The sequence below is a fragment of the Bradyrhizobium sp. Ken51 genome (genome assembly GCF_055807435.1).
Genome location: NZ_JBVVPB010000054.1, coordinates 1 through 25,756, shown reverse-complemented (window position 1 = coordinate 25,756; position 25,756 = coordinate 1). Strand labels below are relative to the sequence as shown.

18 protein-coding genes are annotated in these 25,756 nt (G+C 64.6%); 8 read left to right on the top strand and 10 right to left on the bottom strand.

Annotated features, from left to right (window positions below; all coding sequences use genetic code 11):
* Positions 1 to 307: 307 nt before the first annotated feature.
* Positions 308 to 1,447: an MFS transporter gene (locus AC0L27_RS39030; protein WP_473323227.1), complete on the top strand. Its 1,140-nt coding sequence runs from the start codon at positions 308 to 310 to the stop codon at positions 1,445 to 1,447.
* 6 nt (positions 1,448 to 1,453) lie between these two features.
* On the opposite strand, the gene AC0L27_RS39025 is transcribed toward AC0L27_RS39030, so the two are convergent.
* The gene (locus AC0L27_RS39025) at positions 1,454 to 2,443 is read right to left on the bottom strand and encodes a Bug family tripartite tricarboxylate transporter substrate binding protein (protein ID WP_473308216.1); all 990 of its coding nucleotides are present in this window, start codon (positions 2,441 to 2,443) and stop codon (positions 1,454 to 1,456) included.
* Between the two features lie 287 nt (positions 2,444 to 2,730).
* Here AC0L27_RS39025 and AC0L27_RS39020 point away from each other — a divergent pair, with 287 nt between their 5' ends.
* Positions 2,731 to 5,571: an ATP-binding protein gene (locus AC0L27_RS39020; protein ID WP_473323225.1), complete on the top strand. Its 2,841-nt coding sequence runs from the start codon at positions 2,731 to 2,733 to the stop codon at positions 5,569 to 5,571.
* A 16-nt stretch (positions 5,572 to 5,587) separates the two neighbouring features.
* Here AC0L27_RS39020 and msrA read toward each other — a convergent pair whose 3' ends face one another.
* From msrA to AC0L27_RS38990, 6 genes are all read right to left on the bottom strand, one after another.
* Positions 5,588 to 6,103, bottom strand: a complete 516-nt coding sequence (msrA, locus tag AC0L27_RS39015) for a peptide-methionine (S)-S-oxide reductase MsrA (RefSeq protein ID WP_354210570.1) — start codon at positions 6,101 to 6,103, stop codon at positions 5,588 to 5,590.
* 172 nt (positions 6,104 to 6,275) lie between these two features.
* Complete coding sequence (locus AC0L27_RS39010; RefSeq protein ID WP_275173283.1) at positions 6,276 to 6,698, bottom strand: OsmC family protein; 423 nt, start codon at positions 6,696 to 6,698, stop codon at positions 6,276 to 6,278.
* A 109-nt stretch (positions 6,699 to 6,807) separates the two neighbouring features.
* Positions 6,808 to 7,656 (bottom strand): enoyl-CoA hydratase/isomerase family protein, encoded by an 849-nt coding sequence (locus tag AC0L27_RS39005; protein ID WP_473323223.1) that lies wholly within the window; start codon positions 7,654 to 7,656, stop codon positions 6,808 to 6,810.
* A 62-nt stretch (positions 7,657 to 7,718) separates the two neighbouring features.
* The gene (locus tag AC0L27_RS39000) at positions 7,719 to 9,032 is read right to left on the bottom strand and encodes an epoxide hydrolase family protein (RefSeq protein WP_473323221.1); all 1,314 of its coding nucleotides are present in this window, start codon (positions 9,030 to 9,032) and stop codon (positions 7,719 to 7,721) included.
* A gap of 233 nt (positions 9,033 to 9,265) precedes the next feature.
* The gene (locus AC0L27_RS38995; RefSeq protein WP_473323219.1) at positions 9,266 to 9,991 is read right to left on the bottom strand and encodes a VOC family protein; all 726 of its coding nucleotides are present in this window, start codon (positions 9,989 to 9,991) and stop codon (positions 9,266 to 9,268) included.
* 33 nt (positions 9,992 to 10,024) lie between these two features.
* Positions 10,025 to 10,696, bottom strand: a complete 672-nt coding sequence (locus AC0L27_RS38990; RefSeq protein WP_473323216.1) for a sensor histidine kinase — start codon at positions 10,694 to 10,696, stop codon at positions 10,025 to 10,027.
* Positions 10,697 to 11,030: 334 nt separating this feature from the next.
* Between AC0L27_RS38990 and AC0L27_RS38985 the strand changes: the two genes are divergently transcribed.
* Together AC0L27_RS38985 and AC0L27_RS38980 are read left to right on the top strand one after the other, a co-directional pair.
* Entirely contained in the window at positions 11,031 to 13,874 is a 2,844-nt protein-coding gene (locus AC0L27_RS38985) for an ATP-binding protein (RefSeq protein ID WP_473323213.1), read from the top strand.
* A 118-nt stretch (positions 13,875 to 13,992) separates the two neighbouring features.
* Positions 13,993 to 14,700, top strand: coding sequence for a hypothetical protein (locus AC0L27_RS38980; RefSeq protein WP_473250227.1), 708 nt, complete (start codon positions 13,993 to 13,995; stop codon positions 14,698 to 14,700).
* A gap of 26 nt (positions 14,701 to 14,726) precedes the next feature.
* Here AC0L27_RS38980 and AC0L27_RS38975 read toward each other — a convergent pair whose 3' ends face one another.
* Positions 14,727 to 17,609, bottom strand: coding sequence for an ATP-binding protein (locus tag AC0L27_RS38975; protein WP_473323211.1), 2,883 nt, complete (start codon positions 17,607 to 17,609; stop codon positions 14,727 to 14,729).
* 355 nt (positions 17,610 to 17,964) lie between these two features.
* Here AC0L27_RS38975 and AC0L27_RS38970 point away from each other — a divergent pair, with 355 nt between their 5' ends.
* Positions 17,965 to 18,948 carry a helix-turn-helix domain-containing protein gene (locus AC0L27_RS38970; RefSeq protein WP_473323209.1) on the top strand — a complete coding sequence of 328 codons (984 nt, stop codon included), beginning with the start codon at positions 17,965 to 17,967 and terminating at the stop codon, positions 18,946 to 18,948.
* A gap of 81 nt (positions 18,949 to 19,029) precedes the next feature.
* On the opposite strand, the gene AC0L27_RS38965 is transcribed toward AC0L27_RS38970, so the two are convergent.
* Complete coding sequence (locus tag AC0L27_RS38965; protein WP_473323207.1) at positions 19,030 to 21,351, bottom strand: molybdopterin guanine dinucleotide-containing S/N-oxide reductase; 2,322 nt, start codon at positions 21,349 to 21,351, stop codon at positions 19,030 to 19,032.
* A gap of 342 nt (positions 21,352 to 21,693) precedes the next feature.
* On the opposite strand from AC0L27_RS38965, the gene AC0L27_RS38960 reads away from it, so the two are divergent.
* Positions 21,694 to 22,044, top strand: coding sequence for a RidA family protein (locus AC0L27_RS38960; RefSeq protein WP_473308191.1), 351 nt, complete (start codon positions 21,694 to 21,696; stop codon positions 22,042 to 22,044).
* 80 nt (positions 22,045 to 22,124) lie between these two features.
* Here AC0L27_RS38960 and AC0L27_RS38955 read toward each other — a convergent pair whose 3' ends face one another.
* Positions 22,125 to 23,069 (bottom strand): LysR family transcriptional regulator, encoded by a 945-nt coding sequence (locus AC0L27_RS38955; protein ID WP_473323205.1) that lies wholly within the window; start codon positions 23,067 to 23,069, stop codon positions 22,125 to 22,127.
* A 232-nt stretch (positions 23,070 to 23,301) separates the two neighbouring features.
* Between AC0L27_RS38955 and AC0L27_RS38950 the strand changes: the two genes are divergently transcribed.
* Positions 23,302 to 24,237: an MBL fold metallo-hydrolase gene (locus tag AC0L27_RS38950; protein ID WP_473323203.1), complete on the top strand. Its 936-nt coding sequence runs from the start codon at positions 23,302 to 23,304 to the stop codon at positions 24,235 to 24,237.
* A 15-nt stretch (positions 24,238 to 24,252) separates the two neighbouring features.
* Positions 24,253 to 25,254, top strand: coding sequence for an alpha/beta hydrolase (locus tag AC0L27_RS38945; RefSeq protein WP_473323201.1), 1,002 nt, complete (start codon positions 24,253 to 24,255; stop codon positions 25,252 to 25,254).
* Positions 25,255 to 25,756 lie beyond the last annotated feature (502 nt).

Here is a 25,756-nt window from a genome sequence, read left to right as displayed (position 1 = left end):
CGAGATCGCCCCTCAAGGATGAGCCGGGATGGCCGACACATACGACAAAACCGAATTTCGGTAAAGTGGAATATTTTTGCGCGCACGGCTTGACACCGGCGCAGGTCGGGCTGTCAGGGTGTTTCGTCTGACGGCGCAGCCCACCGGCGCCGCCGAGATGCCGGTGACGAGCCAAAAGGCCTGTGTGTCCGCTTGCGGCCACCCACGGGCCGCCTGCGACAATCCGAGTCTGCCGCGGACATAAAGACGCGACAATTGCGCGGCTTGTCGATTGCCCCTGCCCCTGATTCCCCCTCCCGGAGTTCCCATGTCTTCTGCCGACAAGCCGGCGACACGCCTTGCGACCAGGCTTGCCTTCCTCGTCGCGGGCTTCGGCATCGCGTGCTGGGCACCGCTGGTGCCGTTCGCGAAGGCGCGGCTCGCCGTCGACGACGGCATCCTCGGACTGCTCCTGCTCAGCCTCGGCATCGGCTCGGTCGTCGCGATGGTTCTGACCGGCGTGCTGACCGCGCGCTATGGCAGCAAGCCGATCATCATTGCGGGCGGGCTCGGTCTTGCCCTGGTCCTGCCTCTGCTGACAATCGCGAGCTCGCCCATGACGCTGGCGCTGGCACTGCTCGCATTTGGCGCCGCGCTTGGCTCCATCGACGTCGCCATGAACATCCACGCGGTTGAGGTGGAGCGCGCCGCGGGACGTCCGCTGATGTCCGGCTTCCACGCGCTGTTCAGCATCGGCGGCTTCGCCGGGGCCGCGCTCGTGACCGCACTGCTCTCGCTGCAACTCGGTGCGCTCGCCTGCACACTGATCTGCTCCGTCCTGATGCTGATCGCGACGCTGGCAGCCTGGCCGCGGCTGCTTCGCTCCGTGCAGGTACAGGAGGGGCCGTTGTTCGTGTTGCCGCATGGCGCCGTGCTCCTGCTCGCGCTGCTTTGCGCCATCACCTTCCTCGTCGAAGGCGCGATGCTCGATTGGGGCGCGTTGCTCGTCATCGGCGCGGGTCTCGTTTCCGAAGCGCAAGGCGGGATCGGCTACATCGTGTTCTCGGTCGCCATGACGATCGGGCGGCTCGGCGGCGACGCCGTCGTCGCACGCATCGGAGACCGCACGACATTGGTCTGGGGCAGCCTGATTGCGATCGCGGGTTTCGTGGTCCTGCTCACCGCTCCCGTCGTGGCGGTCGCCGTAGCCGGCTTTCTGCTGATCGGCCTCGGCGCATCGAACCTCGTGCCGGTGCTGTTCCGCCGGGCGGCGAGGCAGACGGTGATGCCCAGGGGGCTCGCCGTCGCGGCGATCACGACCGCCGGCTACGCCGGCGTTCTCGTCGGCCCCGCCGGTGTCGGCTTCGTCGCACGTCTTGGTGGATTGCCGATGGCGTTCTGGCTCCTGGCTGTGCTGATGGGCCTCGTCACGCTGTCGGCGCGCATCGTTACGCGCGCCGACGGCTGAGCGGCCTCACAAATTGCTCAGCCCGATCGATTTGATCAGGGGCGCGAGGCTTGCGGATGTGGCCTCGACGATGCGCTGGAATTTGTCCGGGCCTGAATCGTTGTCCGGCTCCATGCCCTGGGCGCGATAGCTCGCCAGAAGCGCCGTATCGGCCATGGCGAGCCGCGTCGCCTGCGCGACCCGATCGATGATCGCATCGTCAGTGTCCTTGGGTGCGAACAGACCGAACCATCCCTCATACCGGATGCCGGGCATGCCGGATTCGACGGCGGTCGGGATCTCCGGCGCGCCGCTCAGCCGCGTTTCGGTGGTGACCGCAAGCAGCCTGACTTTCCCGGCTTGAGCCAGCTGCTGCAATTGAACGGACATGACGGCAATGACGAGCGATATCTGGCCGCTGACGAGGTCGTTGGTCGCCTGCGCGATGCCTCGATAGGGCACGTGGACGATGTCCAGCGCCCCGGCCTGCTGCTTGAAGGCTTCGCCGACCAGATGGTTTCCGGTGGCGATCCCCGGCGTGCCATAGGACAGCTTTCCCGGATTGGCTTTCGCATAGGTGATCAACTCGCGCAGGTTTGCGGCCGGCACCGAAGGATTGATGGCGAAAACCAGCGCGCTGTTGATCAGGCGGTAGATGGCGCGGAAATCGCCAACGGAATATCCGGGATTCGCCGACGTCATGGGAATGATGACCTGCGTGCTGCCGTTGCCGAGCAGCAGCGAATAGCCGTCGGGCTCCTCGCGCGCGACCGCCGCGGTCCCGATGGCGCCGCCCGCGCCACCGATATATTCGACGAAGGTCGGCCCCAGCAGCGACGGCATCCTGTCCACCCAGGGGCGCGCGATCTGGTCACCCGATCCGCCGGCTCCATAGGGAATCACCAAGCGAATGGGACGAGACGGATAATCGGCGGCTTGTCCGCTATGGGGAAGCGCGGCGAGCGCCGCTGCGCTTGTCAACGCGTGCACGAATTGTCGCCGCGTGAAAGAGGTCATGCTGGAAATTCCGGAAGTCGGCAGTCAATGTGGTGGCGGGACCGGCTCCCGGACCATGCCATCGCAGCAATCCGGCGTCACAGTCAATGCTCCATCCGGATGAACCCCGGCGTCATCGCATCGTCACGTCGGCCTAACACGTTATTTTTCAAGCATTATTTCGGCGAGCCATTCGTCCACGCAGGGCTGCCAACCCTGCCCACTGCTTTCGGCCAGTTTACTGTACGCCTCGTTCTGGTAGACCAAAAAGTAATACCTTTTGACTCCCTTCGAGGGGGCGATGGCGCGTGCCAGATCGTAGCGAAGACTCGGCCATTTCCTTTGGGCCATTTCGACTGTTTCCGAAGTCCCGACTCTTGGAGAAGGAGGGCTCGCCGCTTCACGTCGGCGGCCGCGCTCTCGACATTCTCATCTTCCTTGCCGGACGCCCCGGAGAAGTCGTCGACAAGAGAGAGCTGGTCAAGCGCATCTGGGCTGGCGTCAATGTCGACGAGGGCAGCCTGCGCTTCCATGTCGCGGCGCTGCGCAAGGCGCTCGGCGACACCGGCAAGTCGGCCCGCTACGTCGTCAACGTGCCCGGCCGCGGCTATTGCTTTGTCGCCTCGTTCGCTCAAGCGGCTCCGCCGGCCGCCCCGCTCCCGGCTGAAGCCGCCCCTCCCCGCTCCCTGCCCGCTCAGCTCACCAGGATGGTCGGCCGGGAAGATGTCATCGAGAAGATTTCGAACGGACTTTCGCTCTATCGCTTCATGACCGTCGTCGGCCCGGGCGGCATCGGCAAGACCTCGGTCGCCGTCACCGTCGGGCATCGCCGGTCCCAGGATTTCGGCGGGCGAGTCTTCTTCGTCGATTTCGGTCCGCTGAGGGATGCCAGTCACATCGCGACCACGATTGCTTCGGCGCTCGGACTGACCATCAGCGCAGAGGATCCGACGCCGGCTCTGCTGACGCTTCTGAAGACCGGCCCGGCCCTGCTGATCTTCGACAGTTGCGAACATGTGCTGGATCATTTGGCGCCGCTCGTCGAGCGCATCGTTCGCGAGGCGCCGCAGCTTCGTGTTCTCGCAACCAGCCGCGAGTCGTTCCGCAGCGAAGGGGAGCGGATTTTTCGGCTGTTCCCGCTGGATTGTCCGCCCGAGCGCGAAGGGCTTGCTGTCGACGAGGTCCTTGCCTACCCCGCAGCTCAACTCTTTGTGGAGCGCATTGCGCAGAGCTCGGGCCCGTTCCAGCTCAGCGCGGAAGAGGCGCCGCTCGTCGCGAGCATCTGCCGACGCCTCGACGGCATCGCGCTGGCGATCGAGCTCGCGGCGGGCCGCGTCAATGCTTACGGCATCGCCGGCACGGCATCTCTGCTCGACAGCCGCTTTTCGCTGCAATGGCGCGGCCGGCGCACCGCCGTGCCACGGCACCAGACGCTCGCCGCGGCTCTCGACTGGAGCTACGACCTTCTGCCTGCCGCAGAGAGCGCCACGCTGCGACGCCTGTCGGTCTTTGCCGGGCCTTTCGCGCCGGAGGCGGCTGCGGCGATCGCGTCCGGTGACGGCCTCAATGCGTCCGAGACTCTCGAAGCGATCGACAGCCTGGTGACCAAATCGCTGATTTCGCCGTCCGGCTCGCGGACGCTGCGCTATCGGCTGCTCGACACCACGCGGACCTATGCATACGGAAAACTCAACGAGCTCGGCGAAGCCAGGCAGTTCGCGCGGCGTCATGCCGCGCATTTTCGCGATTTGTTCGAGCGCGCGGAGGCGGATATTTCGACGCCGCTGCCGGAATGGCTGAGCATCTATGGCGCAGAGCTGGACAATGTGCGTGCGGCGTTGGACTGGGCGTTCGGGCCCGACGGCGAGGCGACACTCGGTATCGCGCTGACGGCGGCCGCGGTCACGCTATGGGTGCGTCTTTCGCTGTTCGCGGAATGCCGTGAGCGCAGCAGAACGGCGCTCGCGGCGCTCGGAGACACCGCCGACGACGACCGCATCCGGATGCAGCTTCTGTCGGCGCTCGGATGGTCGCTGATGTATGGCGAGGGCCGCGCGCGCGAGGCGCGACCGATCCTCGAGACCACCCTGGAGCTTGCTGACAGGCTCGAGGACAAGGATTTTAGGCTGCGGGCGCTCTGGGGCTTGTGCATCGACCAGTTCAACAACGGGCAGTTCGGCAAAGCTCGTGCGCTCGCCGATCGCTTTGCGAATGCAGCCGCGAACTCGCCCGACAAGACCGATGCCATGCTGGGCGACCGGCTGATGGCCGTGGCGCTGCACTATCTCGGGGACCAGAACGAGGCGCGGCTGCGCATTGACCGGGTCAATGCATCGCTGCATGTGCTGGCGGAGAAGCCGAAGATCTTCCCGCTCGATCTGAGAATCTCGACCCAATATTTTCGGGCTCGCATCCTGTGGCTTCAGGGCCTGGCCGATCAGGCTCAGGCCCTCACGGCCAGGAACATCGAGGAAGGCCGGGCCAATGGCCACGCGCTGACCTTCTGCAGCGTGCTCGGACAAGCCGCCTGTCCGATCGCCTTCTGGTCCGGCGATTTCGACGCCGCGGAGCGTCACGGCGCCGAGCTGCTCGAACACACCGAACGCCACGCGATCCGGCTGTGGGGCCTGTGGGCACGCGCCTTCAACGCCGCAGTCATGGTCAAGCGCGGGGACGTCACGACCGGCCTGCCGCTGCTGCGCGAGGAGCTCAATCGCGCCGGCGATGCGCGCTTCCTGCCGCGTTTTCTGCCCCTGCTCGGCGAGCTCGCCGCGTGTTCCGGAGAGGCCGACCAGGTTGATCGCGGTCTCGACGTGATCGAGGATGTCCTGACCCGCTGCAACGACCGGCAGGAGCTCTGGTATCTGCCGGAGCTGATCCGCATCAAGGGAGAGTTGATGCTCAGGAGCGCGCGGCATTCAGAAGATGCCGAGGCGCGCTTTCGCGAGGCCATGGACATTGCCGTCCAGGAAGGCGCGCGTTTCTGGGAGCTGCGAAGCGCGGTCAGCCTGGCACGGTTGATGACCGCGGCTGGCCAGAGCGCGGAGGCTCTGGCGGTTCTCGATCATGTCTCCGGGGCGTTTGCCGAGGGCTCAGACTTCGCCGATATGCGCGTCGCCCGCGACCTGATCGCGCAATTGCGAACCTGAACGCGCGCTAAGTAGCCTAGCCTGCCGCTGCAGCCCCGCGCCGCGGCAGTTTCCAGTCGGGGCGGATGAAGTGGCAGGTGTACCCGTCCGGATAACGTTCGAGATAATCCTGATGCTCCGGCTCGGCTTCCCAGAACTCGCCCGCGGGCGCGACCTCGGTCACGACCTTGCCAGGCCAAAGACCGGAGGCCTCGACGTCTGCAATCGTATCCTTTGCGACCCGCTTCTGTTCATCGCTCGTATAGAAGATCGCCGAGCGATAGCTCGTACCCAAATCATTGCCCTGGCGGTTGAGCGTGGTCGGATCGTGGATCTGGAAGAAGAACTCCAGCATGGTCCGAAAGCTGGTCTTGGCGGGATCGAAGGTGATCTCGATCGCTTCGGCATGACCTTCATGATTGCGGTAGGTGGCATTCTTCACCGCGCCGCCGGTGTAGCCGACGCGGGTGGAAACCACGCCCGGCTGCTTGCGGATCAGATCCTGCATGCCCCAGAAGCAGCCTCCGGCCAGAATTGCGCGTTCCGTTGTCATATCTCCACTCCCAATTGATCCGGCTGTCCGTTCTGCATCCGTCGCATCCTATGCTTATGGCGGCCCAGCCGAAAGCCGGGCATTTGTCCATCCGGTTCCTCTCGTGGAGGCCAAAGCTTCGACGACCTCAGCTTTCCCAACCAGAACCAGATGGACATAAATTAAGCCCGCCCTAGATCAGCTTGGCGTCAAGCGTGATCTCGGCGTTGAGCACTTTCGACACCGGGCAGTTCTTCTCGGCTTCGCCGGCGATCCTGGCGAAACCTGCGTCGTCGAGGTTCGGCACCTTGGCACGCAAGGTCAGCGCCGATTTGCTGATCTTGAAGCCTTTGCCTTCGGGCTCGAGGCTGACCGCGGCTTCCGTCGACAGCTCGTCCGGCGTGAAGCCGGCGAGCTGCAGGCCGAAGGCCAGCGCCATGGTGAAGCAGCCGGCATGGGCCGCCGCGATCAACTCCTCGGGATTGGTCCCCTTCTCGTTCTCGAAGCGGGTCTTGAAGGAATAAGGCGTCGCGGCGAGCACGCCGGATTCGCTCGACAGTTGACCGGTGCCATCGCGACCGGTGCCCTTCCAGACTGCTGTTGCCTTGCGGATCATCTCAATTCTCCATGTTTGATTTCAGCACCGGCGCCCAGTACGGTACGAAAGCGACATTGGCACGACCACCTGTCGCCGCTCCAACCGGCCGAGCGCCGCAGCGGTTCAGCTAGCTACCGATCTGTCCGACGTGGAACCCGAGCCGGTTCTCGACGTCACCAGCGCGGTGGAAGCCGCGCGACATCAGCGCCTTGATGCGGGTCTGACTCGCGGGGCGGCCGAGCGAGGCCAGGAACGCGTCCCATTCCGGCTTGATCTCGATATCCGGCGGCAGGCTTGCGACGTCGACGAGGCGCTTGGTCTCGGCAATCGCCTCCTTGTCGAAGGACGCGATGCGCATGGCCAGCGCCTCGACGAAGCCGTCGAGCTCGGCATCCGGCAACGACCGGTTCACATAGCCGTAACGCTCGGCGAGATCGCCGTGGATGTCATCGGCGCCGAGCAGAACTTCGAGCGCGCGGCCGCGGCCCATCAGGCGCGGCAACCGCGCCATCGGCCCGCCGCCGGGCACCAGGCCCGCACCGACCTCCCATTGCGACAGAATCGCCTTTTCGCGGCTGGCAAAGCGCATATCGCTCGCGAGCGCCAGTTCGCTGCCGACGCCGGTCGCGCGGCCCCTGATCGAGGCAATCGAGACGACCGGCGCGCGGCTGAGACGCACCAGCATGTCGGGCAGCGCCTGCAGGCCGGTCGGCCCGGGCGGGATCCGAAGCGAATCCTCCAGCGGCGCGAGGAAGTCGTAGTGCGTGATGAAGAAGCCTTCGACGGCACTGTCGAACACCACGACCTTCACCTCGGGATCGGTCTCGATCGCCGTGACGACGTCATCGAGAAGCGGAAGCTGCTTGGGGCCGAAGATATTGACGGGAGGCATGTCGAAGGTGACACGCCAATACGACGGCAGCCGACGTTCCACGCGGATTTGGTCGATCGTGAATGTGCGTTCGGGGCGGTTCATGATTGCATTCCTATTTGGTGGGGGAAGAAGGGAACGCGCGGAAATGCGCGTCCTCGCAGGTCTCAGATCGACTGACGCAGCGGTCGAAAAGCGGTGCGCATTTCCGCACAGAACAACGCAGGCTGCTCCCAGGCTGCGAAATGGCCGCCCTTGTCCAGACGGTTGTAGTGCATCAGCTTCGGATAGGCCTTCTCGGTCCAGCTGCGCGGCGCGGCGTAGATCTCGTCCGGGAAGACGCTGACGGCGACCGGGATCTTGATGTGCTTGGGCTCGAAGAACACCAGCTTGTTCTCCCAGTACAGCCGCGCCGACGACACCGCGGTGTTGGTGAGCCAATAGAGCGTGATGTTGTCGATCACGTCGTCCCGCGACAGCCCTTCCGTCCTGCCGTCGAACACCCGAGCGATCATCGCGGTGCTGCGCGCATCATGGTCGAGCATCCAAGACGCGAGGCCCGCCGGCGAATCCACCAGGCCATAGAGCGTCTGCGGCCGGTTGGACATCTCGATCGCGTAGCCGAGACCGTGCTTGTAGAAGTCATCGAGCTGATCGTAAGCATGGCGCTCGTCGGCCGAGAGGTTCGACGGCCGCGATCCGCCGGGCTGAAGCGCCTTGGCGATGTCGTCAGGAACGGTCGCGGGCATGTTGGTGTGGATGCCGAGCAGCTCCGGCGGCGCGATCACCGCCATCTGCTCCGTCACGGCATTGCCCCAATCGCCGCCTTGCGCGACATAGCGGCTATAGCCGAGCCGCTTCATCAGCACGATCCAGGCGCGCGCGACGCGCTGCGGATCCCAGCCCAATTCCGTCGGCTTGCCCGAAAAACCGTGACCGGGCAACGAGGGGATCACGAGATCGAAGGCGTCCGGCGCCGTCGCGCCATGTGCGGTGGGGTCGGTGAGCGGGCCGACGATCTTCATCTGCTCGATGATCGAACCGGGCCAGCCATGCGTGACGATCATCGGCAAGGCATTCTCGTGCCTGGAGCGGACGTGAATGAAGTGGATGTCGACGCCGTCGATGTCCGTGACGAATTGCGGCAAGGCATTCAGCCGCGCCTCCATCTTGCGCCAGTCGTAGTCGTTCTGCCAGTAACGCACGAGCTGCTGCACTGTCGTCAGCTGCACGCCTTGCGATTGATCGGCAACGATCTCACGATCCGGCCAGCGCGTCGCCGCGAGACGGCGGCGAAGATCGAGCAGATCCTGCTCGGGCACGCTGACGTGGAACGGGCGAACCGCCCCGCTCACGCCGGCCTTCGCGGAATGCAGTGGCAGCAGGCTCGATACGCTTGCGGCAACTGCGGTCATCGCGGCCTGGGTCAACAGTTGACGGCGGTCTGGATTGAGAATGTCGGTACGTGCTTGCGTGGTCATGATCGATCTCCCTGACTTTGGTCGGTGGCGCTGATCGAATTCGACATCAACGCCTCGGTTCGTCATGCAGGGAGATTGGCGCAGGCCCAGGCAATTTGCTCGTTATGGGTTGTTAGACCGCGTTAGCCGTTGCGAGCCGCGATGCGCGCCGCCGAAACAACACGGCGCGCGATGAGCTCAGTCATCGCGCGCCGCGTCGGCTTGCATCAGTCGAAGAATCCGTGCTGTCCAGCTCAGGATGGCAGCGGCTGGCCCGCCTGCTCGCGGACGATATAATCGGCGTACCAATCGGCCCAGTTCTCATCGTGCGCGCCGGTCCGCTTTTCGTGCTCGCCATGTGCCGCCGCCGCGCGGCCCAGTGCTGCGGCCAGCGCAGCCTGCGAAGCGAATGTCGTATCGTCGCCCGCGATCCGTCCCGGCAATCGCGACGTGACCTCCTGGAACAGCCAGCCATTGCCGTCAGGATCGCTGAACGAGGCATATGAGCCGTAGCTGCCGCGCTTCGGGTCAGCACCGCTCACCCGAACGCTGCCGGAGAGATAAGGCTCGTCGGTCCCGGCGTGAACATCGCCGGCACCGTGGAATGGAGCGCTGACCTCGATGCCGCGGTCGATCAGATCCGTTCGCGCCGCCTCCAGATCGGAGACGATCAGGTACAAGCCTCGCGCCGAGCCCGGCGCTGCCGCGGTCACGTTCCTGCCGAAGATCACCGAGCAGGCCGAGCCCGGCGGCGTGAACTGGATTACGCGCCAGTCATCGCCAGAGGCAAAATCGGCGTCCAGTCGCCAACCGAGACGCGCGTAGAAGGCCTTGGCGCGATCGACGTCGGACACGGGGATCACGATCACCTCGAGCCTCTGATCAACGCCACGCGATGTCGAAGGCTTGTTCGCAAATTTATCGGTAGACTTGTTGGAAAGCTTGGCCGAGGCGTCGCGGTCGATTTCTGTAGTGGCCATGTCGAACTCCCTGGGTTGGATTCAAGACGAGCTTCAAACAGCTGCGATCGGCATCACGATCGTTACACGTGTGCCGTCTTCTCCCGCCTCGCCCTGCAGCCGGGCGTGAATGCTGCGTGCGAGTCCTTCGAGAATCCGGCTGCCGGTGCCCTGAAGCGGGCCGGTCGCGCCGATCCCGTTGTCTGTTACCGTGCAGAACCAGGCGCCGTCGCGGTTGGCCATCTCGATGCGGATCATTGCATCATTCCTGTTCGGGAAGGCGTGCTTGGCCGCATTCGTCACCAGCTCCGTCAGCATCAGCGCAAGCCGGTGGCATTGCGACGCCGGCAGCGTGCCGCTTTCGATCGCAGCCTCGCAGCGGATGCCCGCCGGCTCCAGCACCGCCTCGGAAATCGCTCCGCTCAGGTTTTCGAAGAAGGCCGCCACCGGGATCGCTGTATGGTCGTCATTGTCGGACAGGAGCTGATAGAGCCTGCCGAAGGCGACGATGCGCCGCTCGAGCCGGTCCGCGGCAAGAGACACGTCTCTGGTGCCTGTCCTGGTGAAATCGCGGCGGACTGACGCACCCAGTATCGTCAGCGTGTTCTTCATCCGATGATGGGATTCCCGCAGCACCAGCTCCCAATCACGCGACTGATCGTCAAGACTGGCCACAAATTGAGATCGAACGACGTCGTCATTCGGCCGAGCATTGATACCGGACATCGTAGCCTCCCGTTGGAACTAGCGCCAAACTCGGAACGGATACTGGATGCAGTTCGCGCGCATTGCTCGTTAGACGTTGCAAGATTCTGTTATGATGAGGGTACGACGACCGGACTCCGAAGTGTGAGCGGGCGGTCAGCCACGCTGCCGGGGTTGTCCCGATTGCTTCGCAAGATGCTCGCGTTTGAGTACAATTTGCGACGGATCGTCGCGCGCGATCGGCCAATTGCCGGCACCCTCCACGCGATTTCGCCACTTTCGACCAGTTTACTCCGGGTTCCCTTCTGGTAGATCAAAGTGCAGAGTTCAGCTCTTTCACTGGAATGATTGGCCCGTGCCGGACACTAACGACCAGGATTCGGCCATTGCTTTCGGGCCATTCCGGCTGTTCGCAAAAACGCGGCTGCTCGAGAAGGACGGCGCCCCGGTTCACCTCGGCGGCCGCGCACTCGACATTCTCGTTTTTCTCGCCGAGCGCGCCGGCGAGGTCGTGGACAAGCGTGAGTTGATCCGGCGGGTCTGGGCCGACGTGAATGTGGACGAAGGCAGCCTGCGCTTTCACATCACGACGCTGCGCAAAGCCTTGGGCGATCCGGGCGAAGGCTCCCGCTACGTCGTCAACGTCCCCGGGCGGGGTTATTGCTTCACGGCCGCGCTGCTCCGGGCTGCCCCATCGGAGAACCCGACCAGCGTGCCTGTTGCTGCGGCGCGCTCGCTGCCCTCGCCGCTTTCGAAGATGATCGGACGGGACGATGCGGTCGCGAAAATCTCCGCCGAGCTTGCCCTGCATCGCTTCGTCACGATCGTCGGCCCCGGCGGGATCGGCAAGACTTCGGTCGCACTCGCCGTGGCGCATCGCGAGCTCCAGGCTTTCGACGGCCAGGTGTGTTTTGTCGATTTCGGCGCACTCAGGGAGACCCGGCTCGTTGCGGGAACGATTGCGGCCGCGCTGGGCCTGACAGTCAATTCCGACGATCCGATGCCGGGGTTGCTAACGTTCCTGCGCAGCCGGCGGATGCTGTTGGTCTTCGACAGTTGCGAGCACATCCTCGACGATCTCGCCCCTCTGGCGGAGCGTATCGTCCGGGAAGCAGGCGGGCTGCATATTCTCGCCACCAGCCGCGAATCCTTCCGCGCCGAGGGTGAGCGTGTCCATCGGCTGTTTCCGCTGGATTGCCCGCCACAGCGCGACGGACTCGGCATCGCCGACATCCTTGCCTATCCCGCAACTCAGCTCTTCGTGGAACGCATTGCAGAGAGCCTGAGCGAGTTCGAGCTCAGCGAAGAGGATGCGCCGCTCGTCGCCGATATCTGCCGTCGGCTGGACGGCATCGCGCTCGCGATAGAGCTCGCGGCCGGGCGTGTGAACGCCTATGGCATTGCCGGGACCGCCTCACTGCTCGACAGCCGTTTCTCACTGCTCTGGCGCGGGCGGCGCACCGCTGTCCCGCGGCACCACACCCTGAGTGCGGCGCTCGCCTGGAGCTATGATTTGCTGCCGCCAACCGAAAGCGCAACGCTGCGCGGATTATCGGCGTTCGTCGGGCCGTTCACGCTGGAAGCCGCGCTTGCGGTTGCATCCTGTCAGGGCATCGGCGAGGCAGAAGCCGCCGAGGCGATCTCCAATCTGCTTTCCAAATCGCTGATCGCGACCTCGCCTGCGGAACGGCGGCTGCGCTATCGCCTGCTCGACACCACACGCGCCTTTGTCGCGGACAAGCTCGTCGAGAACGGCGAAGCTGACCGCGTCGCACGCGCCCACGCCGAATATTTTCGCGATTTCCTGCGCGACATCGCGCTCCAATCCACGGGTATGCAGAGCGCCGGCGGCTTCCTTCCCTATGCCGACCACCTGCCCAATGTTCGGGCCGCGCTGACCTGGGGCTTTTCAGACGGCGGGGACCGAACGATCGGCGTGAATCTGGCGGCGTCAGCGGCGCAATTCTTTCTCGAGCTGACATTGCTGACGGAATGCTACCGCTGGACCCAGCAGGCGCTGGCGTCCCTCGATGCGAGCGCGGTGGATGGCCGCAATGAAATGATCTTGCAGGCCGCACTCGGCGTCTCCGCGATGTTCACGCAGGGCAATACCGAAGCGGTCCGCTCGGCATTCACGCGCAGTCTCCAGCTTGCCCAGGAGCTCCAGGATTTGCACTGGCAGCTCTGGCTGCTGCGTGGATTACACATCTATCTCACCAGGGTCGGGGATTTTCACGGAGCGCTCGGAACCGGCGAACAGGGCGAGAGCGTCGCGCGGAAGCTGAACGATCCTACCAGCACGCTGAACGTCGAATGGATGCTGGGCGTCGCCCATCATTTGATCGGCAACCAGGGCAAGGCGGTGCAGCTCTGCGAGAGCGCGATGTTGCATAATCCCGGCTCGCAGCGGCTGAATATCGGGCATCTCGGCTATGACGACCGCATCGTCGCACTGGTGGCGCTAGCACGCGGGCTTTGGCTCACCGGCCGGCCCGATCGTGCGATCGAGGCATCCAGATACACCGTTCGCGAAGCCGAGCTGCTCGAGCAACCGCTCACTCTCGGTATTTCCTTGATCTGGACCATCTACGTGTTCCTCTGGGTCGGCGACTTGGCCAATGCGGAAATCCTGATCGAGCGGCTGATCGATCATTCCGCGCGGCACTTCCTCGGGCCCTATCACGCGGTCGGCATCGGCCAGAAGGGTGAGCTGCTGCTTCGCCGCGGCGACGTCGCCGCCGGCATCGAGCACCTCCGCCGCAGCCAGGCCACGCTGTACGCGACGCGACACCGGATCATGACGACGGTGTTTGCGACCGCGCTCGCGGAGGGACTCGTGGCGCAGAACCTGGCCGACGAAGCCTTGCAGACCATCAATGGTGCCATCGCGGAGATCCCCGCTCATGGCGAATCCTTCGACATGCCCGAGATGCTCAGGGTCAAGGGCGACATCCTCGCCCGGTCGGGCAATGCCGCGGAGGCCGAAAGCTGTTTCCGGGACTCGCTCGATCTGTCACGCCGCCAATGCGCGCTTGGCTGGGAGCTGCGGGGGGCAATCAGTCTCGGCCGGGTCTGGCGCCAGGCCGGAAAGGCCGGAGATGCACGCGCCCTGCTCGCCCCCCTCGTCTCGCGGTACCAGGAGGGCCTCCAGACTCGTGATCTCGTCGCCGCCAGGGAGCTCCTTACGGCGCTGAATTGAGAGTATCTTCAATGGGATACTGCGAGGATATCCGCTCGCAACTCCTAACAAATTCTAACACGCCAAGCCGCATCCGCCCCGCCATGGTGGTGGCACTTCATGGTGGATATGGCGGGACATGGCGCTTCTTGACGATGTAATTGATGCCAGCGGCGGAATGGCCCGCTGGAATAGCTTGAGCCGGTTCACGCTTCACCTCTCCGTCGCCGGAACGCTGTTCTCCAGCACCGGACATGCCAGCGAATTCAAGGACGTGACGGCGGAGGGCTCGACCCGCACGCAGTCGGTCCGCTTCACCGGCATCACCGGAGGCGAACACTCCGGCTCTTTTCAGCCGGACGCGATCACGATCGAAAGCCTCGAGGGTGAGATCCTGCGGACCTGGCGCAATCCAAGCCTCGCGTTCACCGAGGCAGGTTCGCCCACGCTGGTGGACGAACTGCATCTCGTCTTCTTCTGCGGCGTCGCGATCTGGAATTATCTGACCAATCCATTCCTGCTCGCTCATCCAGATGTCGTGGTGGAGGAACTGCCACCGTGGCAGGAGAACAACGAGTCATGGCGGCGGTTGCGGGCGCAGTTCCCGCCGGGCCTGATCACGCTCGCGCCCGAGCAGATCTTCTATTTCGACGACAACGCGTTGCAACGGCGGACCGATCACGATCTGTTCGGGATGAAGGTCGCGCATTACTCGTGGGCCCATGACAGCTTCGGCGGAATCGTGGTGCCGACGCTCCGACGCGCGCAGACGCTGCGGCCCGACGGAACCGTGGTCGCCAAGCCCGTGCTGATGGACGTCGAGATCTTTGACGCCGTCTTCGAGTAGCGGCACGCGCGATTCGCTTCGACTGTTCAGGCCGCCGGCTCGTTCAGCATGCGCCGTCCTGCAATGAGGTCGGCGGTCTCGAATCCTTCCGAGAACCGGGCATAGGTTTGGGCGAGCTGTTCGAGCGGATCTTGCACACGCTGCCGGATTCGAAGGCGCGCCAGCGACATCTCGGCCCGCAGCCGCCAGGATAACGCGCCCTGCTGTTCGGCGAGCGAGATCGAGGCGACAAGATCCGCCTCGGCCGCGTCGGGATTGCCGCCATGGGCCTCCAGCTCTCCGCGCAGACGGAGCAGCTCGGGCATGTCGAAGGCGCCGCCTTCCTGCTCGACCCGCAGAATGGTTTCGTGAAGAACCTGAATGCCCTCCGTCAATTGTCCCAAGCTGAACAGGCCCCGAGACAGATCCGCGGCGAACGCCGAGGCGTAGAGTTCGTAGCGATCGGCGTGCAGGCGTGGAAGCGCGCTCCGCATCCGCTCGACGCCGCCGGCGACCTCGCCTCGAGCGATCATGCTCTGCGCCCGAAAACCCACCGCGACGGCTTCGTAGGGCACGAGTCCGTGCATGCTCGCATGCGCGGCCAGGCGATCGGTCATGGCCTCGACTGACGACCAGTCGCCGAGCCAGCCGAACACCGAAGCGGACCAGCATAATGCGATACAATGCATGACCACGTCATGCGGCGCTGAAGCGCCGACGAGCGGCCGGATGCATTCAAGCGCGCGATCGGGAAAACCGCGCAGCCACAGCACGCGTGCGAGCGGAATCTGCGGCGTGCGTGAATAGGCGAAATGCCCGGGTTGGGTCCCGCGGAGCGCAGCGTCGTCGCGCAGGCCCTGGTCGAGATGGGCTTGCGCCTCGGCCTGGTCTCCGGCGAGGTGATATGACACGCCGAGCAGCGCTTTGCTCCCGGCGATGCCCGCGGTATCGCCGATGACGCGGGCAATCCGCTCGGCGTAAAGCGCAGTCGGCACCAGATGCCGATAGCGACCGGTTCGGCGATAGAACATGTTGAGCCGGGACAACAGCCTGAATGTGTTGGCGTGATCGGAAAGCGCTTCCGCTATTTCCAGCCCGCGCCTGAGCGCCGCTTCCGCCTGCTCGCTGTTGCGCTCGGTGAACATGAAGGCGTGACCGAGCGTCGACTGAAGTTCGAGCTCCCATGCGCCACCCCGGTCGGCCTCGTCGAGCATTGCGAGTGCGCGATCGGACCAGATGCGCGCCTCGTTCAGCAAATTGAGTTCGACGAACAGCCTTGTGCAGCTGCCGGCGAGCGGCACGCGCAAGCCGGCGCCTTCATCGTTGGCATAAACCCATTGCAGCGCAGCGCGGGCATCGGCGAGCAGGCTCGCGCGTTCCGGCAAACGTGACGCATGATCGCTGCCTTCCTTATCCCTCATGCCGGCTTCGAGCGTGCATTGAACATAGAGAGCGTGACGGTGCGCTATCTCGGCCAGCTGTCCGCCGTCGGCCAGTTTCTGCAGGGCATAGGCACGCGTTGCGTCGAGCAGGCGATAGCGCCGCGATGCGCCGTCCGGCTGGGCGGAAACCAGCGACTTCACCACGAGTTGCTCCAGGGCCTCGACGGCGCGATCCTCCGGCATCTCCGCGCCGGCCGCGACCGCTATCGCGCCCTTCAACGTGAAGTGACCTGCGAAGACGGCGAGGCGCTGAAATACCATTCGCTCGCTCTCGCCGATCAGACCGAAACTCCAGTCGAGCGTAGCGCCGAGCGTCTGCTGCCGCGGCGGCGCCGTTCGCCGCCCGCGCCATTCGAGCTGCAGCCGGTTGTCGAGCAGCGGCGCCATCTCGCGCAGTCCATAGAGACCGACACGTGCGGCAGCCAGCTCGATCGCCAGCGCGATGCCATCGAGCTTGCCGCAAACCCGGGCCAGGACCTCGGCATCGTCGTCGGTGATGTCGTCGCGATGCCCGGCCGCGACGGCGCGATCGACGAACAAGCGCACAGCGGGATAAGCCAGCACCTCGCCGGCACTGAGGCGGGTGTCCTGCGGTGGCCCTGGGAGCGAAACGAGCTCGAAAATCTGCTCGCCTTCCACCAGCAGCGACTCGCGGCTGGTTGCGAGGATGACGATGCCGGGCGCCTCCCGGTAGATGTTTTCTGCAAGGCGCGCGACCTCCTCGATGACGTGCTCGCAGCTGTCGAGCACGAGAAGCAGCCGGCGGCCACGCAGGAAATTGACGATGCTGGCCGAGGGGTCATCGTGGTGCACGACGAGGCCCAACGCGGCGGCGACCGTGCTCGCGACCAGGGCCGCGTCCTTGAGCGGACCGAATTCGAGGAAATGGACATTGCCGTCGAAGCTATCGCACATCTCGTGCGCGAGCGCAGTCGCAACGGTGGTCTTGCCGATGCCGCCCGGCCCTCGCAGCGTGACGAAGCGATCGCGGAGCAAGCGGGCCGCCAACTCGGCCACTGCGTCATCCCGCCCGACCATCCGGTCCAATCGGCGCGGCAGCGACGGTGGCGGCGCGGCGCTTCCAGGCGCACGTGACGCCGGCGCAGGCAACTCCGCGCGCTCGCCACGCCGCACGGGCGCGACGAAGCAATAGCCCCGCCCCGGAATGGTGGTGATGTAACGTGCCCCATCCTTTCCGTCGCCGAGCACCTTGCGAAGCTCCGCGACATGGACGCGCAGGCTGACCTCCTCGACGGAAAGTCCGGACCACGCATAGCCGAGAATTTCGTCCTTCGGGACCACTTCGCCGGCGCGACTGACCAGCAGGCGCAAGATATCCGTCGCGCGGCTGCCGAGCCTGACCGGCAAGCCATCCTTCTCCAGCAGCCGCGACCGAAGGGAAAAGGGCCCGAACGCGACGGCATCGAAAGCTGGGATCGTCGCGGCGTTGCTGCCGCGGGGGCCGTGTCCCGTCGAGAGCTCGGTCACTTCTGACTCATCCTGACAGCTGATCCATGGAAATGCGGCGCGACTATACCCGGCACTGGTGCGAGGTCCAGCGAGGGCACCGCACAGAACTCACACCGCCGCATCGATCTCCACGGGATGTTCTGGGCTCTCCCGAGTCGGGTCGGGGAGGCGCAAATATCTGATAAAATTTGCAAAAAAGGCGCTTCCTGAGACGGGATGTCGCACCTGATGCGCTCCCACAAAAACTAACACATCCTAATCACCACTAACGAGCTTGCAGCGCAGCTCACCCCTATCCTCTCACCATGGAAAACGTGGGGCTTTGCGCGTTTGCTGGTCGCAAACAGCGGAGGAAGCCCGGAGAGGACGAACGATGTTGACCAATTTGCAGGCGGCTGAAGCCTGGATTGAATTTCCGGGCGGCTCGGAGGATTGCGAGATCCCCCAGGCAAAACAAGCGATCATTCGCGAGCGTCAATGGCGTCAGATCGATCCGCGCGTGGGGGCGGCCGGCGAGGACGTCGCGATCTCGCGATGGGAGGACCCGCGGAGCACCTCGTCGCACCAGGCGACGACGCCTGACGATCGCTATTTCGTCGGCATCGCACTGAAGGCCACGCGCGCGAAACTCACCCGGGATCGTCAGGTCATTTTTGACGGGACCATGTCAGCGGGCACGCTGTATCTCACCGCGCCGTCGAAGCCCCTCGCCGTGCAATTCCAGTCGCCATGCGCCTTCCTGCACTTTCACATTTCCGCGGATCATTTTCCGGCGCAATCTTCCGCGACCGAAGGATTGGATGATCTCGTCGTGTTGCGCGATCCGCTCGCGGTCGAGCTTGCCAAGGCGCTGATCGAACTTGGGGACGCCGCGGACCGCGAGTTTACGCGCTGCATTGGCCAAACCCTTGCGATGCATCTGGCGCGCCTGGAATTGCCACGCGCCAAGGTCAATGCCTTGCCGAAATGGCGGCTGCGGCGGGTCGAGCAATATGTCGCCGATCATTTCCACCGCTGCATCAGCCTGTCCGAACTCGCCAAGGTCGCCGGCCTGTCCAGAATGCACTTTGCGGCGCAGTTTCGCGTTGCGACCGGTTACCGGCCCCGCGAATATCTGCTCAATCACCGGATCGAGCAGGCCAAGACGCTGCTGGCAACTACCGAGCGGCCGCTGGCGGAGATCGCGCTTGCGGTCGGCTTCAGCACGCAGGCGCATTTTTCGACCGTCTTCAAGCGCATCAGCGATCAATCCCCGGCACGCTGGCGCCTCGCCAGCAAGGGCGAACGGCCAGAGGTGCAAGCACTCCCGCCGCGTCGTCCTTCGACGGAGAGGGACTGGATCAGCGCAGCCGCGTAAGCATCCGCTCGCGCCTCGTCCTCCCAGGCCTGCGAGCCACTCGGGCCGCCCCTGCACCCACACAGGGCGGCCCCTTTTTTTCTACACCGGATCGAAAGCCCGGATCGGCGGCAGATTGCCGGTGAACTTCTCGACCTCGACTGTCGTGAGCTGGCCGGTGCAGCCCTGCGCAAAGGACGACGTGCCGACATCGCGGGTGAGCACGTTCGGGTTGCCGTGCACGCAGAGCGGCGCGTCGTCTTCGGGGTCCATCGGGTCGTACCAGGCGCCGGTCGGGAGCTGGACCACGCCGGGCGCGATACTGTCGGTGACGTGGACCGCGGCGAGACAGGCGCCGCGCGCGTTGAACAGCCGAATGATGTCGCCGTCCCTGATCCCGCGCGCGTCAGCGTCCTGCGGGTTCATGCGCGCGACCTCGCGCCCGCGATGTTTGCTTTGAAGCGAATGTCCACCGAAATCGAGCTGGCTATGCAGGCGTGTCACCGGCTGGTTGGCGACCAGGAAGCACGGCGCCCCCGGCTGGAGCGTGTCGGACTTCTCCAGCCAGACCGGATGGCCCGGACAATCCGCATCGCCATGACCCGCGATCTTGGCGGAGAATATTTCGATGCGGCCGCTCGGCGTCGGCAAAGCGTGATTGACGGGATCGTCGCGGAAGCGGCGCAGCCGGCCGCCGTCGTCGGGCTGTTGCGGCACCACCAGGCTGCCGCGCCGCCAGAACTCTTCGAAGCTCGGGGCCTCCAAACCGCGTGCTTGGAGCGAAGCGCGGGTCGGTTCATAAAGATGTTCCAGCCACTGACGTGACGTCCGCCCCTCGGTGAAGGGTTCGCGCGCGCCGAGACGGTCGGCGAGATCGGCAAAGATGTCGTAGTCATCGCGCGCAAGGCCGAACGGCTCGGCAATCCGGTGCATGGCGACCATGAGGGGATCGTTGCTGGAATAGCCGATGTCTTCGCGCTCGAGCGTCATCGTCGAGGGCAGCACGATGTCGGCATGCCGGGCCGTGGCAGTCCATGCGAGCTCGTGCACGACCAGCGTGTCGACTTTCGCAAACGCCTTGCGCAGGCGGTTGATGTCCTGGTGGTGATGAAAGGGATTGCCGCCGGCCCAGTAGACGAGGCGGATATCCGGATAGGTGCGCGTCTCGCCGTTGTAGCGATAGGTGCTACCGGGATTGAGCAGCATGTCGGCGATGCGCGCCACCGGAATGAAATCGCGGACAGCGTTGCGACCCTGCCCCAATGTCGGCCCCGGCACGTCGTTGACGCGGCGGCCGTAATAGCCGATCGCCCCCAACGAATAGGCGTAACCGCCGCCGGAGAGGCCGATCTGGCCGAGCGCTGCCGCCAGCACCATGCCCATCCACACCGGCTGCTCGCCATGCTCGGCGCGCTGGAGCGAATGCGAGACGGTGATGAGCGCACGCTTGCCGGCGAGCCGGCGCGCCAGCTTGCGGATTGTGTCGGTGTCGACGCCGCAGATCGCAGCGGCCCATTCGGCGTCCTTGGCTTGGCCGTCGCTTTCACCAGTGAGATAGCGCAGGAAGACGGGCCATCCCTCGGTGTAGCGATCGAGGAAAGCCTGATCGTGCAGGTTTTCCGCGACCAGCGTATGAACGATGCCGAGCATCAGCGCGGTGTCGGTGCCGGGCACGCACGTCATCCATTCCGCGCCGGCCTCGACGGGCAGGTCTTCGCGCAACGGGCTGACCAGGATGAACTCGCAGCCGCGGCGGCGCGCAGCTTCCATCGCGCCGCGCTCGACATGCTTGCTGATCGAGCCGCCTGCGACCATCGAGTTCTTCAGCGCCATGCCGCCGAATGCCAGCACGATGTCGGTGTCAGCCGCGATCTGCTCCCAGGTGACGTTGCGCTTGGTGATGTCTTCGTAACCGCAGAGGATCTGCGGCAGCAGCACCGAGGACGCGCCGGAGGAATAGGAGTTCACCGAGCGCACATAGCCGCCCAAGGCGATGTTGAGGAAGCGATGCACCTGGCTCTGGGCGTGGTGGAAGCGGCCTGCGCTCGACCAGCCATAGGAGCCGCCGAACACTGCGCCGGGGCCGCGCGTGTCACGGATGCGTGCCAGTTCGTCGCCGAGCAGATCGAGCGCCTTCTCCCAGCTGACGGAGACGAATTCGTCGCGGCCGCGGCGATCGTCCGGACCGGGACCGCGTTCGAGCCAGCCGCGGCGGATCGCCGGTTGGGTGATGCGCGCCTGATGGCGCAGCGCGCCGGGAAAATTGCCGATGATGCCGTTCGGATCGGGATCGCCCGCATACGCCCTGACCTCGAGCCCGGCCTCGCCTTGACGTGCCGAGAACACGCCCCAATGCGAGGTGTGCGGCTTGAAGCCGTCGGACAGGTCGAGGCCGGGGTCGGGGAAGCCAATCGTATCGTCCATCGTCGCATTCCTTGTTCCGGTCGCGGCACTGTCCCGGCCGCACCGATATCATCCGGGTCGCAGTATAGCGATCCGCTCTTCGATGTCGTCGGCTCAGGGCCGGCGAAAATGCCGGACGCTCGTGCAAGGACAGATTGGCGAACGTTCGAGGGAACCAACGGCGGTGATTTTTCGACCGGTTTGTGCCTTTATTTTCAACGCTCTAGTCGGCTGCATTCAGAGCCGCGCGGCCCGCCTTTCGGTAAGCCTTTTTCGGTAAGACTTGGCGCGAGATCCCTTGCAACGACACTGACGTTGAAATGTGCGATACCCCGGCCCGTCACACACAACATCGGTCCGGTCATGATCAAGCGCGTCTTGCCCTACGAAGGTCTGCTCCACGAAGTGGTCGAGCATCATGGCGTGCTTTACATCGGTGGAATCGTCCCCGAGGACACGAGCCTCGATATGTCTGGCCAGGCCAACGACGTTCTCGGGCAGTTGGCGCAGCTGCTGAAGACCCTCGGATCCGATCTAAGCAACGTCTTGCAGGTCACCATCTACATGGCGAGCCTCAAGGAGAAGGCGGAGTTCAATGCGGCCTGGAAGGCGCATTTTGCAGAGGCTCATCTGCCGGCGCGCGCCGCGATCGGCGTGGCCGATCTCGGTCCTGGCGTCAAACTCGAGATCACGGCCATCGCCGCTCGACAATAGTGGCACGGGATCCGCTGATTGAGACTCCCGACGATCATCAAGCCTCAATGCGTGACCTGGTGCGGTTGAGGCAAGTTGCATCAGGAGGCGGCCGCTTGGTAGAGGCACTCGCGTAGCCAAGCATGGGCTCCGTCCTCCTGATTGCGCGGATGCCACAGCGCAACGATACGCGCCGGCGGCAAATCGAGCGGCGGCGGCGTGAGATCGAGCTCGTGGGAAAACCGCATCAGAAAACGTCGCGGCAGGGTGCAGATACAGTCGCTGTGGGCAAGGATGACCGGCGCCAGCGCATAGGTTTGAATCGAGACGGCGACGCGCCGGGAACGGCCTAGCGCGGCCAGTGCGTCGTCGACGAGGCCCGAGAATCCGCCGCCGTCGGCAGAGATCAGCAGATGATCGAGCGCACAAAAGCGATCGAGATCAAGCGCCCCGTTGCCGCGGGGGTGACCCTTGCGCTGCGCGGACAGAAAGCTGTCCTCGAAAAGCGGGCGCTGCATCAGATCGCCGTGTGCCCCGTCAGCCCCCGTCACCAGAATGTCGATCTCGCCCCGCTCAAGCCGGTCGACGACGTCGCGCGTGGGATGAACGAAGGCCAGCCGCGCCCGTGCGGCCATCGAGGTCAACCGCGCGACGAATCCGGGCGCCAGCGTCACGGCTGGATTCTCATGGATGGCAACGACAAAGGTGCGCTGGCTGCGGACCGGGTCGAATACGGCCGGCCCTTCGACCATGCGACGGAGCTTGCCGAGCACGTCCGCCAGCTCGGCCTGCAGCTCCACCGCTCTCGTCGTTGGCACCACCCCGCGGCCCGCCGCCGCGGGCACGAACAACGGGTCGGCAAAGACCTGTCGCAGCCGGTTCAACCGAGCCGATAGCGCCGGCTGGCCGATGTTCAGGCGCGACGCCGCGCGCGTGACGTTCCGCTCGCGCAGCAGAGCCTCCAGGGCGAGCAATAGGCCAAGGTCGATCTCGGCGAGATCGGTGTCGTCGGCCGGCCGACCTGAACCGCGTTCCGCATCCGGCATCGGTCCTCCTCCGTTCAAGGCACATGATCGCGGCCGGATGAGCCGCGATGAGAGAGGTAAAGCCAAAATGGCGGTCTGAAAAGCCGGGCTGACAGCCTTTCGATATCGACGGGGTCGATGGGACCTATCGAGCCCACGGCCCTCCCGGCGGCGTGATGCGCTTCGTACTTCCCGGTCATCGCGACGCTGGCAATCAGGCCGGCTCAGTCATGACCTGGAGTGGAGGACCTTGATGACGCAAGCGACGAAAACCTATCGCGTTGGCGATGCAGCCGTCACGCGGATCGATGAGTTGCGGCTTGCCGCGTTCAAGTTCGACGCCCTCTATCCTGACGCCGAGCCGGACGCGCTGGAGCGCCATCGCGACCGGCTGGAGGCAGGCTCTTTCGATCCTGCGACCGGCACTTTCATTCAGAGCATCCACAGCTGGCTGGTCAAAACCGCGCACCACACGATTCTGATCGACACGGCGACGGGCAACGACAAGAACCGGCCCGACATCCCGCCGCTCCATCGTCTGAACGAGCCTTTCCTGGCGCGGCTGGCCGCGGCGGGCGTCACGCCGGAACAGGTGGACTACGTTCTGCTCACGCATGTCCATGCTGACCACGTCGGCTGGAACACGCGACTCATCGACAATCACTGGATCCCGACGTTCCCGAATGCGACCTACGTCTTCTCCCGGATCGAGCAGGCCTACGGCGAGAGCCTCGCGGCGGGCACGGAGCCCGCAGGGGCAGCCCGCCCGGGCCCTGCCCTCGGCCCGGCAGTGCGCAAGCCGGCTGACCGTGTCTATGACGACAGCGTGCGGCCGGTGATCGAGGCAGGGCTTGCCCAGCTCATCTCCGTGAATGGTGAGGAGGTCCTCGACGGCATCTCCTTCATTCCGACACCTGGCCACAGCATCGATCACGCGTCGATCCGCCTCGTGTCACGGGGCGAGCAGGCGCTTTTTGCCGGCGACGTGATGCACCATCCGCTGCAGGTGTATGAGCCTTCGCTCAATTCCTGCTTCTGCGAATTCCCTGAGGCCGCCTTGCGCTCGCGCGCCGCCGTGCTCGAGGACGCAGCCGAGCTTGGCGCAACCGTCTTCACCACCCATTTCGCACAATCGTCCGTCGGACGCATCGACCGTCGCGGCGATCGCTTCGCCTGGCAATTCCTCTGATCAAGGAGACCGACCATGGACCAACAAACTTACGCGCGGGCAGACGGGCCCGACATCGTGGTCGAGGATCTCATGATCCCCAGCGACACGGCCGGCATCTCGCTTCACTTGCGCAACAAGCGACAAGCGGCGCTCAAGACGTTTTCCGCCGAGCGAACCATCCTGATGATGCATGGCGCGACCTATTCGTCAGAAAGTCTGTTCGACGCACCGCTCGGCGGCGTCTCCTTCATGGATTATCTCGCCGGGCACGGCTACGACGTCTTTGCACTCGACGTACGCGGCTATGGCGGATCGACGCGTCCGCCCCAAATGGATGCGCCGCCGGAGGATTCCGAGCCGCTTGTGCGCACCGAAATCGGCGTGCGCGATCTCGCCAGCGCAGTTCAATACATCCTGAAGCAGCGCAACATCACGCGGCTCAATCTGGTCGCCATGTCTTGGGGCGGCTCCGTGGCCGGCGCCTACACGACAGGCAATAACGATAAGATCGTAAAGCTCGCGCTGGTGGCGCCGCTATGGTTGCTGAAGGGCCCGGCTCCGATCGATGCGGGCGGCCGCCTCGGGGCCTATCGCAACGTCCCTGTTCTGGACTTCAGGGAGCGCTGGCTTTCGGCAGCGCCCGAAGCAGCGCGACCAAGTCTAATTCCAGCAGGCGGCTTCGAACTGTGGGCGAACCTCTCGCTCGCAACAGACCCGCAGGCCACCGCAGGAGCTCGTCCGCTCATGCGTGCCGTGAACGGCCCGATCCTGGACATCCGCGAATACTGGGCCGCCGGCAAGGCCCTTTACGACCCCAGCACCATTCGCGTGCCGGTGCTTCTGGTCCACGCCGAATGGGACCGCGACGTGCCCATCAGCTCGGCACAGGATCTCTTCCTCTCGCTGAAACAGGCGCGATATCGACGATGGGTCGAGATCGGCGAAGGCACGCACATGGTTCTGTTGGAGAAGAACCGGTTGCAGGCGTTCGAGGCGATTAGCCAGTTCCTCTCGGAACAGTACCAGCATGACTAGCGCGATCCTGGCGCGGATCCCGCCGCGAGAACACAGTGCTTCGCCTGATACTTCCCCAATGGAACGAGGCGCAATCGTCTGACGACTTCAAGAACAATCCGCGCATCGACATGCGGTTCGACCGCCCGGCCCACGCGAGCGAGGGTCGCCGACGGGCCAAATGGCGACATCCAAGCGCAACTCCAGGACCTGGACTCATAGATTGGTCAATGCCTCTGTCACAACCACAGCATGCTTATTGCTGAATTTACCCGACTGTTGCCGCCTGGGCACGTCGCATGCTGGTCGGATCGGCTAGATTCGAGCCGGGAATGCCGGACACCAGAAAAAGAACCGGTGTCGTTCGGGTGAAACGTGGATGGAGCGAAAATATGAAGAAGTTGATGTTAAGCGGCATGGCCTTGCTGGCAGTAAGCATGGCGGCTCCCGCCTCAGCGGCTGATCTGGCTGCTAAACCTTACGTCAAGGCCCCGCCCCCGGTGGTCGCGCCGATCTATGATTG